This window comes from Geodermatophilus sp. SYSU D01045 (genome assembly GCF_054050295.1).
Genome location: NZ_JBJGZB010000027.1, coordinates 13,938 through 28,691, shown reverse-complemented (window position 1 = coordinate 28,691; position 14,754 = coordinate 13,938). Strand labels below are relative to the sequence as shown.

The window sequence follows — 14,754 nt, the reverse complement described above, 5'->3', positions numbered from 1 at the left end:
CGGGCGCACGCGCCCGGGCCGTCGCGCTGCGCGGGGAGTGGTGCTCAGGCGGGCGGTGCGGGCGCCGCCTGGTTCGCGCGGGCGGCCCGCTCGGCCCGGACCGCACCCCGGGCGGCCACCGGCTCGGCGCCGGCCGCCAGGGCCAGCCGGCGGTAGGAGTCGTAGGACAGCGTCTCGTAGACGGCGGCCAGCGCCTCGGCCCGCTGCCGGCGCGCGCCGGTCGTGGTGGCGCGCAGGTGCAGCGCGGTGCGCACGGCGTGCTTGGCGAAGGTCACCTGCAGCGCCTGGCTGGACAGCCGGCCGCCGACATGGGAGGCGAAGCCGGGGCCGCGGCGCAGCGCGGGCAGCAGCCACGGGCTGTCGGCCAGCGCGGGGAAGCGGTTGCGCACCGCCTCCCAGGCGTGCCACGCGGTCAGCGCCCCGGGCACCGACCACTCGCCGTCGTCGGTGCTGACCACCAGGCGCCGGGAGGTGGCGTGCACCTGGTCGCGGCGCAGGTCGCGGAACGTGCCCACCGGGGCCGGCCAGCGCAGCGCGATCGCGCACCACACGACCGTGCGCAGGTGCTCGGGCTGCTCGCCGCGCACCTCGGTGAGCGGCCGCAGGTCCAGCGTCCGGGGGTCGGGCTCCGGTGTGGGGGGCACGGGCAGGGGGACGCCGCCGTACCGGGCGACCTTGCTGTACAGCGTGACGGTGGCGGGCTTCCAGCCGCGGGCCGCCGCCACGTCGTCCATCCCGCCCTCGGCCAGTTCGTCGGGCCCGAGGCCCAGCTCCAGGGCGGCGTCGATCAGTCGGCGCCACTGGACGGCGTAGCCCTCCGGGGGCTCCAGCCGGGCCCAGGCCTGGGCCGCGGGCGGTGACGGCATCTCCGGGAGCGGTCCCTGCCAGCCCTTGGCCATGTCCCCATCTTACCCGTTATCCCCAACAAGCGATACAACTCTTCAGGAAAGCGCCAAAGAGCGACAACGACGACGAGAGGGGTCTCCGGGCGCCGGTCGGTCGAACAGGTCGGGTGCGCCGAGGAGCCTGCTGCCGCCTCCGCCGGAGGAGTTCCCGGTCGGGGCAGGCCCGCCAGGGCGGCGCCGACGCCGGCCGTGGGCGCCGCGCCGCGGACGACCCGGGTGCCGCCGGGGGGAGCCGTCGAGGCGGGGCGGGCGCGGATCTCCACCGCGCCGGGGAGGCCGCAAGGGCCCTCACGCGCCTCCGCCGGTCAGCAGCCGCGCCCGGACGTCGCGCTTGAGCACCTTACCCACTCCGGAGCGCGGCAGGTCGGCCAGTCCGCCAGCGCCGGGTCGCCGCCGTCCCCGTCGCCGTCGAGGCAGACGAGGGTGGTCAGCCGCGGCAGGCGCGCGGATCGCGGCAACCAGCGGCGCGAAGGAGCGCTGGTAGAGCAGCGCGGTGCAGCCGAACAGGTCGAGCAGCTCGCGGTTCTCCCCGGCCTCGTTGCGCGGGTCGACCGGGCACCACACCGCACCGGCGCGGGCGATGCCGAACACGGCGGCGAACGCGGTCGGGTCGTTGGCCGACAGGACCGCGACGGGGTCGCCGGGCCGGACGCCGGAGCGGGCCAGCGTCCCCGCGACCCGCCGGCTGAAGCGCTGCACCTCGCCGTAGCTCATCGAGGCGTCCCCGCAGGTCAGGCACGGGGCGTCCGGGCCGAGGGAGGCGCCCTGGTCGAGGTAGGCGGTCAGGCTCACCGGTCCACCCGCCGGTCGCGGGGGTCTCGGACGTCGGTCACGCGGGCATCGTGCCCGAGCCGGGGGCGGTGCCCGCCCTGCGGCGGCGTCCGCCCGCCCCGACGATGTCCCGGTGCGCACGGTGGGTGTCGAGGAGGAGCTGCTGGTCGTCGACCCCGCGGGGACCCCGGTGCCGCGCGGTCCCGAGGCGCTGGCGGTGGCCGCCCGCCGCGGGGAGGGGGAGACCCCGGAGCAGCACGAGCGGGACCGGTCCGGGGACGACGGCGGCTCCCCGGGGCACCTGGTGCCCGAGCTCAAGCGGCAGCAGGTGGAGCTGGGCACCCGGGTGTGCACCGGGCTGGACCAGGTCGAGCGGGAGCTGCGGTACTGGCGCGGCCGCGCCGACGCCGCCGCCCGCGCCGTCGGGACCCGGGTGGCGGCGCTGGCCACCTCGCCGGTCGGCGTCGAGCCGGCGACGACCCCCGGCGAGCGCTACGAGGAGATGACCGACACCTTCGGCCTGATCGCCCGCGACCAGCTCACCTGCGGCTGCCACGTGCACGTGTCGGTCGACGGCGACGAGGAGGGGGTGGCCGTCCTCGACCGGATCCGGGTGTGGCTGCCGGTGCTCACCGCGCTGACCGCCAACTCGCCGTTCTGGCTGGGCGCCGACTCCGGCTACGCCAGCTTCCGGTCCCAGGCGTGGAACCGCTGGCCGTCGTCGGGCCCCACCGAGCTGTTCGGCGACCCGGCGACCTACCACCGGGTGATCGCCGACCTGGTCGCGACCCGCACGATCGTCGACGCCGGGATGGTCTACTTCGACGCCCGGCTGTCGCAGACCTGGCCCACGGTCGAGGTGCGCATCGCCGACGTCGCGCTGCGGGTCGAGGACGCGGTCACCCACGCCGGCCTGGTGCGGGCGCTGGTGGACACCGCCGCCCGCGAGTGGCGCACGGGCGTCCCCGCGCCGCCGGTGCGCAGCGAGCTGCTGCGGGTGGCCGCCTGGCGGGCCGGGCGCTCGGGCACCACCGGCGACCTGGTGCACCCGCGCACCGGGGTGCCGGCGCCGGCCGCCGAGGTGGTCGCGGCGCTGCTGGAGCACGTCGGCCCGGCGCTGGAGGCCGCCGGCGACCACGAGCGGGTGGCCGGCGGCGTGGCGGCGGTGCTGGAGCGCGGCACCGGCGCGGACCTGCAGCGGCGGGTGCACGCCGACACCGGCGACCTGACCGCCGTCGTCCGGGCGGCGGTGCAGCTCACGACCGGGAGGTGAGCTGCCAGGGACGGCGGATATCGTCCCGCCATGTACACCGCGAGCTGGCACGACGTCGTGCGGCGCGACCTGTTCGGACCGGCCCCCGACCGCCGGGACCGCCCCTACCGGTTCATCGTGCGGCTCGCGCTGGTGGTCTTCCGGCTGCTGCGGCTGCAGTTCGACGTCCGCGGCTCCGAGCACGTGCCCACGACCGGCGGCGCCGTGGTCTGCAGCAACCACGTCAGCTACCTGGACTTCACCTTCCTCGGCCTGGCCGCGCTGCCGCGGCACCGGCTGGTCCGCTTCATGGCCAAGGCCTCGGTGTTCGCGCACTGGTTCGCCGGGCCGTTCATGCGCGCCATGCGGCACATCCCGGTCGACCGCAAGGCCGGCGCGGCCGCGTTCGACGCCGCCGTGCGGGCGCTCAAGGACGGCGAGGTCGTCGGCGTCTTCCCCGAGGCGACGATCAGCCAGAGCTTCACCGTCAAGGACCTCAAGGCCGGCGCCGCCCGGATGGCCATCGACGCCGGCGTGCCGATCGTCCCGGCCGCGGTGTGGGGCGGGCACCGGGTGGCCACCAAGAAGCACCCCGTCGACCTCACCCGCGGCCGCGCGGTGACCGTGCTGCTCGGCGAGCCGGTCGTCCCCCTCCCCGACGAACAGCCCGCGGCGCTGCTGGCCCGCACCCGGCTGGCGATGGAGGCGCTGCTCGACGAGGCCCAGCGCAGCTATCCGCAGCAGCCGTCGGGCCCCGAGGACCTGTGGTGGGTGCCGGCGCACCTGGGCGGCACCGCGCCCACCCTGGAGGAGGCCGCGGCCCGCGACCTGCAGGACGCCACCGGCCACCGCGTCCAGGCCCGGACCTCGCGCCGCGCGCGGCTGGCCCGCCGCCTCCGCCGCCGCCGCTGACCGCTACTCCACCACCGCCGGCGCCATCAGCCGGAACGCCTCCAGCTCGACGTCGTACCAGCGGCGCAGCCGGCCCAGCGGCTGCATGCCCAGGCGCCGGCACACGGCCAGCGAGGCCTCGTTGCCGGGCCGGACGACGGCGTACACCTCCGGCACCCCCGCACCGAAGGCGTGGTCGACCACCGCCCGCGCCGCCTCGGTGGCATAGCCCCGGCCCCAGCACTCCGGGTGCAGGTGCCAGCCCACCTCGACCTCCCCGACACCGTCAGGGAGCGGCTTGAGCAGCACCGTGCCGGCCACCACCGGCTCCGGTTCGCGCACCTCCACCGCCCAGCAGCCGTGCACCGGGTCCGCGCGCCGGATCTCCGCCCACCGGGCCACCAGTTCCACCGGGCCCACCGACGGGGGCCCGCCCAGCCAGCGGGTGACCTCCTCGCGCCGGTAGATGTCGGTGAGCCGGGCCAGGTCGTCGGGGCCGGTGGTCCACGGGCGCAGCCGCAGCCGGGCGGTGCGCAGCTCCCCGTCCGGCACCGTCATCGCGACTGCCTACCCGGCGCGCCCCGCGCTACCCGCGGACCCGGCGCCGCAGCGGCCCGGGCGCGCCGTCATGCTCGGGGATCGTGACGTCCCCGACCGACCTGCTGCTCACCGACGTGACCGTCGGCGACCGTCCCGGCCGCGCCGTGCACGTCGTCGACGGGCGGATCGCCTGGACCGGCGCGGCCGCCGACGCGCCGCGGGCCGGCCGGGTACTGGCCGGGGAGGGCGCGCTGCTCACCCCGGCGTTCGTGGACGCGCACGTGCACGCCACCGCGACCGGCCTGGCGCTCACCGGTCTCGACCTCCACTCGAGGTCGAGCCTCGCCGCGGCGGTGGCCGCGGTCGCCGAGGCCGTGCGCGATGCACCACCGGGCATCCTGCTCGGCACCGGCTGGGACGAGACCGGCTGGCCCGAGGGCCGCGGGCTCACCCGCGCCGACCTCGACGCCGTCGTCGGGGACCGGCCGGCCTACCTCGCCCGCGTCGACGTGCACTCCGCGACCGTCTCCACCGCGCTGCTCGACCGCGTGCCCGGCGTCCGCGACCTGCCCGGGTTCTCCCCGGACGGGCAGCTGCGGCTGGACGCCCACCACGCCGCCCGGCAGGCCGCCTACGGGGCGGTGACGGCACCGCAGCGGGCCGCCGCGCAGGCCGCCACCCTCACCGAGGCGGCTCGGCTGGGGATCGGCAGCCTGCACGAGATGGCCGGGCCCGAGGTGTCCGGCGCCGCGGACCTGCGCGCCCTGCTGGACCTGGCCCGGCAGCAGCCCGGGCCGCGGGTGACCGGCTACTGGGGGGAGCTGGCCGAGCGTGGCGGCCTGGACCTGGTGCGCGAGCTGGGCCTGGCCGGCGCCGGCGGGGACCTGTTCTGCGACGGCGCGTTCGGCTCGCACACCGCCGCGCTGCACGCCCCCTACGCCGACCGGCCGGGCACCGCCGGGGCGCTGCGGTTCGCCACCGCCTCCCTGGTCGACCACGTGCGCGCCTGCACCGCCGCCGGGATCCAGGCCGGCTTCCACTGCATCGGCGACGCCGCCGTCGACCAGGTGCTGGACGCGGTCGGGACGGTGGTGGCCGAGCTCGGTGTGCCGGCCGTGCGGGCCTGCCGGCACCGGCTCGAGCACGTGGAGATGGCGAGCCCCGCGGCGGTCGAGCGGATGCGGTCGTGGGGGATGGTGGCCAGCGTCCAGCCCGCCTTCGACGCCGCCTGGGGCGGGACGGGCGGCATGTACGCCGAGCGGCTGGGCGCCGAGCGGGCCGCCGGCTGCAACCCGTTCGCCGACCTCGCCGACGCCGGGGTCGCCCTGGCGCTGGGCAGCGACGCCCCGGTGACGCCGATGGACCCCTGGGGCGGCGTGCACGCCGCCGTCGACCACCGCACCGCCGGCGCCGGGCTGCGCCCCTTCGACGCCTTCGACGCGGCCACCCATGGCGGCTGGCACGCCGTCCGGGCCGAGACCGCTGCCGGGCCGCTGGCGCCCGGCGCGCCGGCCGACCTCGCGCTGTGGGCCACCGACGCCGGCCTGTCGGCGGTGCTCGACCGCCGGGACCGGCCGGCCTGCCGGCAGCTGGTGGTCGCGGGCCGGCCGCTGCCGTCGCTGTAATCACCCGGTCCGGGGGGCGGCCCGGACGGGGGACCCCGCGCACGTCGGGTCCCGGAGGACGGGCCGCGGGATGGGATGCTCGGAGGTGGACCACGGCCGTGGTCCGCACGCCGTCCGCCGCGGACGGGTGCAGCCGGATGCCCGGGCACTGCCCGCGGCAGGACGTCGCGGGGAGGTCGGGGGTGCCGCCAGCAGCCGTGACGGAGGAGCGCGACACCGGCGCGGGGACGCCCGCGCGCGCCGGCCGTCGCCGCGCCCGCCGCCTGCCGTGGCGCACCGCGCTCGCCGCCGCGGGTGGCCTGGCGATGCTGCTCGCCTTCCCCGGCTGGTCGCTGCCCCCGCTGGCGGTGCTCGGCCCCGCGGCCCTGGCGCTGGCCGTCCGCGGGCAGCGGGCCCGGTCGGGCGCGTGGCTGGGGCTGGTGTGCGGGCTGGCCTTCTTCGTGCCGCTGCTGTCGTGGACCGGCACCTTCGTCGGCGCGTTCCCCTGGCTGGCGCTGGCGGTCTCGCAGGCCCTGTTCCTCGCCCTGCTCGGCGCGGCCACCGCCGCGGTGTCCGGCCTGCGGCTGTGGCCGCTGTGGACCGCGGCGCTGTGGGTGGCCGACGAGGCGCTGCGCGGCCGGCTCCCGCTCGGCGGCTTCCCCTGGGGCCGGCTGGGGCTGAGCCAGACCGACGGCGCCTTCCTCTCCCTCGCCGCCTACGGCGGGGTGCCGCTGGTGTCCTTCGCCGTCGCGCTCACCGGCACGCTGCTGGCCGCCGCCCTGCTCGCCCTCGCCCGCGCCTGGCGGGCCGCCGGGGCGGGCGGTGCCGGCCGAGGCGCCCGCGGGCCGGCGCTGCGCACCGCGGCCGCCCTGGTCGCCGCCGTCCTCGCCGTCCCGCTGCTCGGCGCGCTGGCCTGGGCACCGCTGGCCGGCCCCTCGCTCACCGCGGGCGGGCCCGCCAAGACCGTCGCGGTGATCCAGGGCGACGTCCCGGAGGCCGGGCTGGAGTTCAACGCGCGCCGCCGGGCCGTGCTGGACAACCACGTGCAGCAGACGGTCCGGCTGGCCGCCGCCGTCGCGGCCGGCGACCAGGCGCAGCCGGACCTGGTCGTGTGGCCGGAGAACAGCTCCGACATCGACCCCTACCGCAACGACGACGCGGCCCGCCAGATCAGCCGTGCCGCCGAGGCGATCGGCGCGCCGATCCTGGTCGGCGCGGTCGTGGAGGGGCCGGGCCGGTACCTGAGCAACACCGGCATCGTCTGGGACCCCGAGACCGGGCCCGGCGACACCTACGTCAAGCGCCACCCCGTCCCGCTGGCCGAGTACGTGCCGGCGCGGGCGTTCTTCCGGTTCTTCAGCGACAAGGTCGACCTGGTCCGCCGCGACTTCACGCACGGCACCGAGGTCGGGGTCCTCGACGTCGGTGGCGCGCCGGTGGGCGACGTCATCTGCTTCGAGGTGGTCTACGACTCCCTCGTCGCCGACACGGTGGAGGCCGGCGCCGGGATGCTCGTCGTCCAGACCAACAACGCCACCTTCGGCTACACCGCCGAGAGCGAGCAGCAGCTGGCCGCCAGCCGGCTGCGCGCGGTCGAGTTCGGTCGCACCGTGGTCGTCGCGGCCACCAGCGGCATCTCCGCCGTCGTGGCGCCCGACGGGTCGCTGGCCCGCCGCTCGGAGCTGTTCACCCCCGCGGTGTTCGTCGAGGACGTCGCCCAGCGCGACTCCGCCACGGTCGCCGAGCGGCTGGGCGCGGCCCCGGAGTGGGTGCTGACCGCGCTGGGCGCCGGCGCGGTGCTCGCGGTCGCCGCCCCGGCGCTGCGCCGCCGGCAGCGGGGCGCCCGGTGAGCGCGGTGCGGGTGCTGGTCGTCATCCCGACCTACGACGAGGCGGAGAACCTCGAGCCGATCGTGGAGCGGCTGCACGCCGCCGTCCCCGGCGCGCACGCGCTGGTCGTCGACGACGGCTCACCCGACGGCACCGGCGAGCTGGCCGAGAAGCTGGCCGCGCGGGACGACCGGGTGCACGTGCTGCGCCGCACCGAGAAGGCGGGCCTGGGCCCGGCCTACGTCGCCGGGTTCCGCTGGGGCCGGGAGCGCGGCTACGACGTCCTGGTGGAGATGGACGCCGACGGCTCGCACCACCCCGAGCAGCTGCCGCGGCTGCTGGCCGCCCTCGCCGACGCCGACCTCGCGCTGGGCTCCCGCTACGTGCCCGGCGGCAGCGTCGAGGACTGGCCGCGCCGGCGGCTGCTGCTGTCCCGGCTGGGCAACGTCTACACCCGCCACGCGCTGCGCCTGCCGCTGGCCGACGCCACCGGCGGGTTCCGCGCCGTCCGCGGGGAGCTGGTCGACCGGTTGCCCTTCGACCAGGTGGCCAGCCAGGGCTACTGCTTCCAGGTCGACTGGGCCTGGCGGGCCTGGCGGGCGGGCGCCCGGGTGGTGGAGGTGCCGATCACCTTCAGCGAACGGGAGTTCGGCAGGAGCAAGATGACGTCCTCGATCGTTGGAGAGGCGTTGGCACGGGTCACCCTCTGGGGCCTGCAGGACCGGCTGGCCGACCGCCTGCCGGGCCGGGTCCCACGGCCCGTGCCGGGACGGGTCCGCGAGCGCGGGCGGTCCAGCGAGGTCCGGTAGGCGGACCCGGGCCGCCCGCGAGATCGGGCCGGGGAGTGCCGTGGGACACCGGGTACGGGTGCTGGCGGGGCTGTGGGCCCTCGCCGAGGTCGTCGTCTTCGCGCTGGTCGCGGCGTGGATCGGCGTGGGCTGGACGCTGCTGGCCGCGCTGGCCACCACCGTCCTGGGCTGGGTCCTGCTGGCCCGGCAGGGCACCCGGGCGCTGGACGAGCTGCGCGCCCGCGCCCGGGAGCACCGCGCGCCGGGCACCGCGGCCACCGACGCCGGGCTGGTCGCCGTCGGCGGGGCGCTGATGGTGCTGCCGGGGTTCCTCGGCGACGTCGTCGGCCTGCTGTGCCTGCTGCCGCCCACCCGGCCGCTGGTGCGCGCCGCCGTGGGCCGGGGGCTGGCCGCGCGGCTGGGGCTGTCCGCGCCGGTGCGGGTGCGCAGCACCCGGGCGCCGCGGACGGTGTACGCCCGGCCCGACGGCGGGGTCCGGGTGATCGAGGGCGAGGTCGTCGAGGGCCAGGTCGTCGACGCCGGGCCCCGCGGCGGCTGAGCGCTCAGTCGCGGGGGAGGGGCCGGAAGCGCAGGCCGGTGCGCTGGCCCACCTGCTCGACGCCGGTGGCCTCCAGCCGGCCGGGGGCGACGCCGTCGAACAGCCGCAGGCCGCCGCCGAGCAGCACCGGGATGACGTCGACGCGCAGCTCGTCGGCCAGGCCGGCGTCGAGCAGCTGGCGGTTGAGGTCGGCGCCGCCGACGACGGTGACCGCCCGCTCGCCGGCCAGCTCGCGGGCGGTGGCCACCGCCTCGTGCAGGTCGCCGCAGAAGGTGACCCACAGCCGGTCGTTGCGCCGCGGCGGGGTCGCCGGCGGGCGTGAGGTCAGGACGACGATCGGCACCTGGTACTCGTAGTCGTCGGCGTAGGAGTCGGGGTCGGGCGCGCCGTCGTAGGTGCGCCGGCCCATGAGCACCGCGCCGGTCTCGGCCTGGGAGGCCGCCAGGTACTCCTCGCCGGCCGGGGTGCCGAGGTCGGCGTAGAGCATGCCGAAGTCCCCGTCGGGATCGGCGACGTAGCCGTCCAGGGACACGGTCATGCCGGCGATGAGGTGTGCCACGGGGTCCTCCTCGGTCGGGTCCTGCGGGGCAGACCGGGGGAGGGGAGGGAACTCATCGGTCCCCGGACGCGGAACGGCCCCGGTGGGGGATCCCACCGGGGCCGTCGACGGTCCTGGAACGGCCCGCCTCCAGGGGCCCGCCGCGAGCTCGCGAGCGGTGAGGAGGCGGGTCCTTCCTCAGCTGGCGCGGGTCCGCCGGCCGCGCAGCACCTCGAGGCGCTCGGCCAGGACCTCCTCGAGGTCCTCGACGGAGCGGCGCTCGAGCAGCATGTCCCAGTGCGTCCGCGGCGGCTTGACCTTCTTGGGTGCCGGCTCGGAGCCGCCGACCAGCTTGGCCGAGGAGCCGTCGAACTTGCACTCCCAGGTGTCGGGCACCTCGGCGTCGTCCGCGAAGGGGACGGTGAACTGGTGACCGGAGGGGCACCTGTACTCGACGTACTGCCGCTCGATCGGCGCGGTGTTCCGCTCGGTCTCGTAGCTCACGCTGCCCAGTCGGCTGCCCCGCAGGGAACGCTCGCCCATGGCACACCGTCCTCTCGTGCTGGTGGTGTCGGTCAGGACTCCTCGTCGCGGCAGGGGGTACCCACTGCGGGAGGGTGTCGAAAGGGACCAACGGCGGATTTCGCGGAGAGATTCCGCTGAGTCGGTTCCCCATCATCGCATGGGGTGGTATTGGGCCGCGCGCGGCCCCCTCGGCCGGGGGAGGCCGGCCGCTCAGGGCAGGGCGAGCTGCCCCGGGCCGGCCGCGGTCGGGCCGAGCTGGCCGAGCACGTGGTGCCGCCGGCACAGCACCTGGTAGTGCACCTCGGGGCCGGGGCCGGGCCCCTCCGCCTCGCCCGGCGCCGGGGTGGGGCCGGTGTCGGCGACGACGACGGTGGCGCCCTCGCGCACCATCTGCCCGTCGACGACCCGGGCGTTGAGCAGCCCGGGCAGCCCGCACCAGCACAGCACCTCGACCTGGATCCGCTGCACGTCGTCGGCGACCTCGAGCAGCCGCTGGGTGCCCGGGAACAGCCGGGCGCGGAAGTCGGTGGTCAGCCCGAAGGCGTACACGTCGACGTGCGAGGCGTCGACGAGCTCGGCGAGCTGGTCCACCTGCCCGGGGGTGAGGAACTGCGCCTCGTCGACGATCAGGTAGTCCACCCGCCGCCCGTCGGCCCAGTGGCTGCGCACCAGCAGCAGCAGGTCGGTGCCCGGGCCGACCTCGACGGCGTCGCGGCACAGCCCCACCCGGGAGCTGATCCGCGGCTGCGCCGACCGGTCGCCCTGGGTGAGCAGCAGCCCGGAGCGGCCCTGCCGGCTCTGGTTGTGGTCGACCTGCAGCGCCAGCGTGGACTTCCCGCAGTCCATCGGCCCGTGGAAGAACCGCAGGTGCGCCGGGGCCGGGGCACGCCGCCGGTCCCCGGCCGCCGGGACCGACACCAGCGGGGCGGACGGGTCGCTCACAGACGCTCCGGCGGGGTGTTGCCCGCCGCCTGCACGGCCCGGCGCATCGGCAGCCGCAGCAGCAGCAGGAACCCGGCGACGAAGAACACCACCAGGCTGATGATCGCGTACCGGTAGGAGCCGGTGAGCTGGTACGTCAGGCCGAACGCCAGCGGCCCCAGCCAGCTGGTCCCGCGGTCGCTGATCTCGTAGAAGCTGTAGTACTCCGCCTCCCGGCCGGCCGGGATGAGGTGGCTGAACAGCGACCGGGACAGCGCCTGGGTGCCGCCCTGCACCAGCCCGATGACCGCGGCCAGCGCGTAGAACTGCGCGACCGCGCCCTCCTGCAGCCAGTACGCCGCCACCAGCACCGCCGTCCAGGCGACCAGGCAGCCGAGCACGGTGCGCTTGGCGCCGTAGCGGGCCGCCACCCGGCCCAGGCCCAGCGCCCCGAACACGGCGACCACCTGGACCATGAGGATCGCGCCGGTGAGCACCGACTGGGACAGCCCCAGCTCCTCGCTGGCGTAGGTGGCCGACAGCGAGATGACCGTCTGCACGCCGTCGTTGAACAGCAGGTACGCGCCGAGGAACCACAGCGTGAGCGGGAACGCCCGCATGCCGCGCAGCGTCGCGGCCAGCTGCCGGAAGCCGCTGGTGGCGGTGCCGTGCCCGGCGACCGGCGGCCGGTCGCGCAGCAGCGAGACCGAGACCAGGGTGAACAGCCCCCACCACAGCCCCGCCGTCGCCAGGCAGATGCGCACCGCCTCCCCGGAGGTCAGCCCCAGGGACTCCGCGCCGAGGAACAGCCCCAGGTGCACCGCCAGCAGCAGCGCCCCGCCGACGTAGCCGAACGCCCACCCGCGGCTGGAGACCGCGTCGCGCGCGTCGGGACCGGCGAGGTCGGGCAGCCACGAGTAGTAGACGACCGTCGCCGCGCCGAAGGCCACGTTGGCGACGACGAACAGCGCCGCGCCCAGCAGGTAGCGGCCGTCGGCGACGAAGAACAGGCAGGTCGCGGCCAGCGCCCCGAGCAGCGCCAGCCCGCCGAGCAGGTGCCGCTTGCGCCCGGTGCGGTCGGCGACGGCGCCGGTGAGCGGCAGCACGACGACCTGCAGGACCACCGAGAACGACAGCACGTAGGAGAACCAGCTGCCGGGCGGGATGGACAGGCCGAGGAAGGGCAGCCGGCCGTCGGCGCCGACGGCGTCCTCGGCGACGGTGGTCAGGTATGGGCCCAGGAAGACCGTGGTGACGCTGGTGTTGAACACCGACATCGCCCAGTCGTAGGAGTACCAGCCGAAGCGCTCGCGGCGCAGGGCGCGGTCGACGGGCGGCGCCGCGTCGACGTGGGGGGCAGTCACGGGCGCAGGGTGTCAGCCCGGCCCCGTCGGTTCCAGCACCGGGGGGTCGTGGGGTGTCCGGTCACGGGATGTCCTCGGGGACGACGCCGTCAGGGAACGCCGCGGCCCCGTTGGTCGGGCGGGTGGGGTCCGGGTGCAGCGGCCGGCTGGCCGCGCGCAGCGGCACCAGCCCGCGGGTGATCGCCGCGGCGATCCGCATCCGGGCGCGGTTGGCGTCGCCCACCCGGCCCAGCCGCAGGTCCTCCAGGAACACCGGCGGGCCGACGTGCACCCGCAGCACCGGCCGCTGCACCAGCGAGCGGGCCAGGGTGCGCAGCTTCCCCCAGTCGTTGCCGTACTGCAGCACCTCCTGCGCGCCCCACTGGCTGACCGGGATCACCGGCACGCCGACGCCGAGCGCCAGCCGGGCCATCCCGGTGCGGCCGCGCTCGGGCCACCCGTCGGGCGCCAGCCCGACCCGCCCCTCGGGATAGGCGACGACGTGCCCGCCGTGCACCAGCGCCACCTCGGTGACCCGCACCGCGTGCCGGGCGACCTCGGTGCCGCGCTCGACCCGGATGCCGCCGGCGCGCTCGAGCAGCGGCCCCACCACCGGTGCGGAGATGATCCCGCCGGTGGCCATCATCCGCGGCACCACGCCCAGCCGGTGCAGCGCGACGGCGATCAGGAACGGGTCGAAGTCGCCGACGTGGTTGGCCGCCAGCAGCAGCGGCCCGCGGCGCAGCTGCTCGGGGATGCAGCCGGTGACCTCCACCCGGCCGAACAGGTCGACCAGCCAGGAGAACCGGCGCAGCAGGAACAGCCACACGTCCCACGGCGGCGCGGCGGCGATGGCCAGCTCGCGGGCGAACCACTCGGGGTCGCCGTCGTGCAGGACCGCCTCGAGGTGGTCGGGCAGCGGCGGCGGGGTCGGCCGCCACTCACCCAGTGCCGTGCGCAGCCGCCCGAGCCGTCCGGTCACCGGCCCGCCCACTGGCCGCGCGCCTCGAGGATCTCCTTCAGCATGGCCGGGCGGTCGGTCATGATCCCGTCCACGCCGAGGTCGAGCATCGCCGTCGCCTCCTCCGGGGTGTCCACGGTCCACACGTGGACCTGCAGGCCGCGGGCGTGCGCCGCGGCGATGAACCGCTCGTCGACCAGCGCCCGGCCGCCGAGCTGCAGCGGCACCTGGGCGCAGCCGGCCGGCACGCGCACCAGCCCGGCCGCGCGGGGGGAGTAGGAGGACAGCCGCAGCGCCGCCACCCCCCGCGGGCCCAGCGACGTGCACACCGCCGGCCCCAGCAGCCGGCGGGCGGCGGCGACCCGGGCGTCGGAGAACGAGGCGAGGCAGACCCGGTCGAGGACGTCCGTCCGGCGCAGCACGCGCACCAGCGGGGCGAGCACGCCGGCGGCCTTGATGTCGAGGTTGAACCGGACGTCGGGCCAGGCGCCGAGCAGCTCCTCCAGCCGCAGGATCGGCTCGCGGCCACCGATGCGGGCGGCGGCGACCTCCGCCCACGGCAACTGCTCGATCCGGCCGGTGCGGTCGGTGACCCGGTCCAGCGCCGGGTCGTGGAAGACGACGACCACCCCGTCCGCGGTCACCCGGACGTCGGTCTCGATGTACCGGTAGCCCATCTTCACGCAGGCCTCGAAGGCCGGCATGGAGTTCTCCAGGTGCTCGATCGCCCCGCCGCGGTGCGCCATCGCCAGCGGCGCCGGCGCGTCGAGGAAGGCGAACCGGGCGGGAGGCACGGGCGTCACGCTAACCGGCGGCTCCGACGCGCTCACCAGCCCCTTCTCCCGGCGGGTCGGGCGTGTCCCGCGGGACTGTCGGTGGCGGCGTCTAGCGTGCCCGGCGTGGGCAAGCAGCACGCCGACCGCGTGGTCGGGACGGACGGGACGACGGGGAAGGCGGACACGACGGCGGGACGGCAGGGGAGCGGGACCGAACGGCGCTGCGGGTGGTGCCGGCGGGTGCTGCCCCAGGGTGGCTCGGTCGGCCGCCCGCGGATGTACTGCGGCCAGGCCTGCCGGCAGCGCGCGTACGAGCAGCGCACGGCGGTCGCCAAGGCCGGCCTCTCCGACGACGTCGTCCTCGTGCGGCGCGCCGAGCTCGACGGTCTGCAGGACCGGCTGTTCCAGCTGCGCTGCGCGCTCGAGGACGTCCAGACGCTGCTCGGCGAGCGGCACACCAAGGCCGAGCTCGAGCGGTCGCTGGCGGACCTGGTGCACTCCACGGGGCGACTCGACAAGCTCTGGGTCTCCGAGCGCGCCGCCGGCTGACC

General features: G+C 77.0%; 16 protein-coding genes. 7 read left to right on the top strand and 9 right to left on the bottom strand.

Translation table 11 applies throughout. The features are described from left to right. Positions 1–44 precede the first annotated feature (44 nt). Both ACI798_RS19190 and ACI798_RS19185 read right to left on the bottom strand, forming a co-directional pair. Positions 45–899 (bottom strand): hypothetical protein, encoded by an 855-nt coding sequence (locus tag ACI798_RS19190; RefSeq protein ID WP_457048677.1) that lies wholly within the window; start codon positions 897–899, stop codon positions 45–47. A 294-nt stretch (positions 900–1,193) separates the two neighbouring features. Further along, a complete protein-coding gene (locus tag ACI798_RS19185; RefSeq protein ID WP_457048676.1) occupies positions 1,194–1,697 on the bottom strand; it encodes an AMP-binding protein in 504 nt (167 codons plus the stop codon). A 112-nt stretch (positions 1,698–1,809) separates the two neighbouring features. Between ACI798_RS19185 and ACI798_RS19180 the strand changes: the two genes are divergently transcribed. Beyond that, a complete protein-coding gene (locus ACI798_RS19180) occupies positions 1,810–2,949 on the top strand; it encodes a carboxylate-amine ligase (RefSeq protein WP_456941161.1) in 1,140 nt (379 codons plus the stop codon). Positions 2,950–2,979: 30 nt separating this feature from the next. Beyond that, on the top strand, positions 2,980–3,840 hold the full coding sequence (locus ACI798_RS19175) for a lysophospholipid acyltransferase family protein (RefSeq protein WP_456941160.1): 861 nt from the start codon (positions 2,980–2,982) through the stop codon (positions 3,838–3,840). A gap of 3 nt (positions 3,841–3,843) precedes the next feature. On the opposite strand, the gene ACI798_RS19170 is transcribed toward ACI798_RS19175, so the two are convergent. Next, positions 3,844–4,377, bottom strand: a complete 534-nt coding sequence (locus tag ACI798_RS19170) for a GNAT family N-acetyltransferase (protein ID WP_456941159.1) — start codon at positions 4,375–4,377, stop codon at positions 3,844–3,846. An 83-nt stretch (positions 4,378–4,460) separates the two neighbouring features. Between ACI798_RS19170 and ACI798_RS19165 the strand changes: the two genes are divergently transcribed. The 4 genes from ACI798_RS19165 to ACI798_RS19150 all read left to right on the top strand — a co-directional run bounded on the left by ACI798_RS19165 (position 4,461) and on the right by ACI798_RS19150 (position 9,139). Then, the gene (locus tag ACI798_RS19165; RefSeq protein WP_457048675.1) at positions 4,461–5,984 is read left to right on the top strand and encodes an amidohydrolase; all 1,524 of its coding nucleotides are present in this window, start codon (positions 4,461–4,463) and stop codon (positions 5,982–5,984) included. A gap of 197 nt (positions 5,985–6,181) precedes the next feature. Continuing rightward, positions 6,182–7,813 carry an apolipoprotein N-acyltransferase gene (gene lnt, locus ACI798_RS19160; protein ID WP_457048674.1) on the top strand — a complete coding sequence of 544 codons (1,632 nt, stop codon included), beginning with the start codon at positions 6,182–6,184 and terminating at the stop codon, positions 7,811–7,813. Next, on the top strand, positions 7,810–8,601 hold the full coding sequence (locus ACI798_RS19155; protein ID WP_456941156.1) for a polyprenol monophosphomannose synthase: 792 nt from the start codon (positions 7,810–7,812) through the stop codon (positions 8,599–8,601). Before lnt ends, ACI798_RS19155 begins: the two co-directional genes overlap by 4 nt. Before the next feature lie 40 nt (positions 8,602–8,641). Beyond that, on the top strand, positions 8,642–9,139 hold the full coding sequence (locus tag ACI798_RS19150; protein WP_457048673.1) for an FxsA family protein: 498 nt from the start codon (positions 8,642–8,644) through the stop codon (positions 9,137–9,139). Between the two features lie 4 nt (positions 9,140–9,143). Here the strand turns inward: ACI798_RS19150 and ACI798_RS19145 are convergent, their stop codons facing one another. The 6 genes from ACI798_RS19145 to ACI798_RS19120 form a co-directional block, all read right to left on the bottom strand. Continuing rightward, positions 9,144–9,698: a dihydrofolate reductase family protein gene (locus ACI798_RS19145; protein WP_457048672.1), complete on the bottom strand. Its 555-nt coding sequence runs from the start codon at positions 9,696–9,698 to the stop codon at positions 9,144–9,146. Positions 9,699–9,875: 177 nt separating this feature from the next. Beyond that, a complete protein-coding gene (locus tag ACI798_RS19140) occupies positions 9,876–10,220 on the bottom strand; it encodes an RNA polymerase-binding protein RbpA (protein ID WP_456941153.1) in 345 nt (114 codons plus the stop codon). Positions 10,221–10,412: 192 nt separating this feature from the next. Further along, positions 10,413–11,144: a thymidine kinase gene (locus tag ACI798_RS19135; protein WP_457048671.1), complete on the bottom strand. Its 732-nt coding sequence runs from the start codon at positions 11,142–11,144 to the stop codon at positions 10,413–10,415. Continuing rightward, positions 11,141–12,487, bottom strand: coding sequence for an MFS transporter (locus tag ACI798_RS19130; RefSeq protein ID WP_457048670.1), 1,347 nt, complete (start codon positions 12,485–12,487; stop codon positions 11,141–11,143). The genes ACI798_RS19135 and ACI798_RS19130 overlap by 4 nt, the downstream gene beginning before the upstream one ends. Positions 12,488–12,548: 61 nt before the next feature. After that, positions 12,549–13,448 (bottom strand): lysophospholipid acyltransferase family protein, encoded by a 900-nt coding sequence (locus ACI798_RS19125; protein ID WP_456941150.1) that lies wholly within the window; start codon positions 13,446–13,448, stop codon positions 12,549–12,551. Continuing rightward, entirely contained in the window at positions 13,445–14,221 is a 777-nt protein-coding gene (locus tag ACI798_RS19120) for a glycerophosphodiester phosphodiesterase (RefSeq protein ID WP_456941149.1), read from the bottom strand. The genes ACI798_RS19125 and ACI798_RS19120 overlap by 4 nt, the downstream gene beginning before the upstream one ends. Before the next feature lie 105 nt (positions 14,222–14,326). Between ACI798_RS19120 and ACI798_RS19115 the strand changes: the two genes are divergently transcribed. Then, positions 14,327–14,752: a hypothetical protein gene (locus ACI798_RS19115; RefSeq protein WP_456941148.1), complete on the top strand. Its 426-nt coding sequence runs from the start codon at positions 14,327–14,329 to the stop codon at positions 14,750–14,752. Positions 14,753–14,754: the final 2 nt, after the last annotated feature.

Bases quoted from the DNA above. Each gene is read 5' to 3' on its own strand.
- ACI798_RS19175 (WP_456941160.1), top strand. From the start codon at position 2,980: ATGTACACCGCGAGCTGGCACGACGTCGTGCGGCGCGACCTGTTCGGA.
- ACI798_RS19140 (WP_456941153.1), bottom strand. From the start codon at position 10,220: ATGGGCGAGCGTTCCCTGCGGGGCAGCCGACTGGGCAGCGTGAGCTAC.
- ACI798_RS19170 (WP_456941159.1), bottom strand. From the start codon at position 4,377: ATGACGGTGCCGGACGGGGAGCTGCGCACCGCCCGGCTGCGGCTGCGC.
- ACI798_RS19190 (WP_457048677.1), bottom strand. From the start codon at position 899: ATGGCCAAGGGCTGGCAGGGACCGCTCCCGGAGATGCCGTCACCGCCC.